Source organism: Limosilactobacillus reuteri subsp. porcinus, from assembly GCF_036621895.1.
Classification (GTDB): Bacteria; Bacillota; Bacilli; order Lactobacillales; family Lactobacillaceae; genus Limosilactobacillus; species Limosilactobacillus reuteri_J.
The window spans coordinates 1-2,382 of the sequence record NZ_LN887449.1 but is presented as its reverse complement, the minus strand read 5'-3'; the positions used below and the strand labels follow the sequence as shown (position 1 = coordinate 2,382).

2 protein-coding genes are annotated in these 2,382 nt (G+C 41.5%); one reads left to right on the top strand and one right to left on the bottom strand.

Features of this window, described 5'->3' with window-relative positions; translation table 11 throughout:
* Nucleotides 1–1,304 (top strand): branched-chain amino acid transport system II carrier protein (brnQ, locus tag AACL61_RS07435; RefSeq protein ID WP_339111188.1); only part of this gene is annotated, 1,304 nt, incomplete at its 5' end.
* A 205-nt stretch (nucleotides 1,305–1,509) separates the two neighbouring features.
* On the opposite strand, the gene AACL61_RS07430 is transcribed toward brnQ, so the two are convergent.
* Nucleotides 1,510–2,250, bottom strand: a complete 741-nt coding sequence (locus AACL61_RS07430) for an SDR family NAD(P)-dependent oxidoreductase (RefSeq protein WP_102816326.1) — start codon at nucleotides 2,248–2,250, stop codon at nucleotides 1,510–1,512.
* Between the last annotated feature and the right edge of the window lie 132 nt (nucleotides 2,251–2,382).

Here is a 2,382-nt window from a genome sequence, read left to right as displayed (position 1 = left end):
TTGGAGCAGGAAACCTAATATTCCCGATTCACTTAGGACAATTAGCCGGATCTCACTGGCTAACAGCGAGTAGTGGCTTCTTAATCTCTGGAGTTTTAATCCCCCTGATGGCTCTTTTAGCAATCAGCATTACCCGCTCAAACGGAATTTACGATTTAGCACGGCCAAATGGTCACTACTATGCACTTATTTTCTTAATCCTAATTCACGCAACGTTGGGTCCACTATTTGCGACTCCGCGGACCGCAACAGTTCCATATGAAATTGGAATTGCTTCTCACTTGTCCTCAGGGGCGAATACAATCGGTCTATTAATCTATTCCGCCATTTTCTTCCTATTGGTATATTACTTCTCATCACGTGAAGCGAAGATCACGACCTTGATTGGGAAGATCCTCAACCCGCTATTTCTATTAATGTTATTTATCATCTTCATGTTGGCATTTATTAGCCCACTTGGTACTACAGGGACAATCGCACCAACTGCTGCATATGCTCAAGACGCATTTAGCAATGGCTTCCTCCAAGGGTACAACACAATGGATGGCTTGGCCGCACTGGCATTTGGAATAACTGTTATTAGTTCAATCAAAGCACTTGGCATCAAGCGGCAACGCGATGTTTCTTTAGCTACTGCAAAAAGTGGAATGATTGGGATTGCTGGAGTTGCAATTATTTATCTGTGCCTGATTTGGTTAGGTGCGACTAGCTTACATCACTTCAAAATTGCTGATAACGGTGGGACAACATTGGCACAAATTGCTCACTACTACCTCGGAACAGCGGGGGATGCAATCCTTGCAACATTAGCAACGATCACTTGTTTAACTACCGCAATGGGACTTGTTGTTGCCTTTTCTCAAGATTTCCATAGACGCTTCCCACGGATTTCTTACAAAACTTTCTTGAGATTTAACTGCGGCTTATCATTTCTCTTTGCTAATCTTGGCTTGAACCAAATTATTACTTGGTCCACACCGTTCTTAATGTTCCTCTACCCATTAGCAATCACCCTGATTATTCTCGGAATCACATCGCCACTATTTAACAACGATGCGATCGTATACAAGATCACCACGGCATTTACTTTGATTCCTGCTTTCTTCGATATGGCAAATGCACTACCAGCACCATTAAGCAACCTTGCTGCAATCAAGGCAATGCTGGCGTTTGCTAACCAATACTTCCCATTCTTTAAACTCGGCTTTGGCTGGTTAAGTTTTGGAATTATTGGGATGATCCTTGGCCTGATTATTCACTTTGCTAAAGCAAGTCGTTCAGCTGCATTAGCTGGAGAAAGATAAATACAGATCTTGAAAAAGGTTCTTAGGGCGCGAGACAGAAGTCATTTTGACTTCGTATTCGAGCCCCCGCGAGCATAAATAGGGCTCCAGCGTTCGGAATTTCCGAATGCTGGAGCCCATTTATGTACCGCGCTGTTAACTTTTAGTCTATATAAGGGAACTTATGTCACATCCCCTAAGAACCCTTTTTGTTTAATCTGCAATACTACATTGGTTGTCCAGTCGAAATTTCAAAGTCTGCTGTAACCGGGATTGCTTCGCCAGTGATTGCACTACCAGCAGAACTAGCAACGAAGTAAATTGCAGCGGCTACTTCTTCCGGTTCAACAATCCTATTCAATGGGCTATTTTTGGCAAATTTTTGTTTATCTTGGTGAAAGAGTGGGGTATTAGTTGGACCAGGAGCAACAACATTTACACGGATGTTATTTTTACCATAATCAATTGCCATTGCTCGTGTCATGTTAATAATTGCACCCTTAGCAGCATTATAGGCAACCATTGCCCGGTCACCAGCTAATCCAGAAACAGATGAGATATTAACAATGCTTCCGTGATCTTGTTTAATCATTGCTGGCAAGAAAGCTTTGCTAACGAGAAACGTACCTTTTACATCAACCGCAAAGATCTTATCCCAGTCTTCTTCACTGGTTTCGTGAAGTTCGCCATGGATAACAATCCCGGCATTATTGACAAGGACGTCGACAGTCTTAAAAGCATCAAGAGTAATTTGCTTGGCTTTTTCAACATCTTTTGCCTTACTAATATCTGCTTGAGCAAATTTAATTTGAGCAGGAGAATACTTTTGTCCTAATTGCTTTTCAATCTCGATTCCTTCTTGTTCGTCGCGGCCAATGATCATTACGTTCCAACCATTCTTTAGAAAAAGGTCAGCAGTTGAAAGACCAATTCCGGAAGTCCCTCCTGTGATTACAACTGTTTGCATAGTCCGATACTCCTTCCTTATTTTTCCTAATTATTACATTACTTATATTAAACCTAAATTTCAAGAATAAGTTAGCCACTGGACTCAAATAAATAATACTGACCAATTGATTATTGGTTGATGGAGCTGTGA

Excerpts from the sequence above, each read along its gene's own strand:
- AACL61_RS07430 (WP_102816326.1), bottom strand. The coding sequence starts at position 2,250 with ATGCAAACAGTTGTAATCACAGGAGGGACTTCCGGAATTGGTCTTTCA.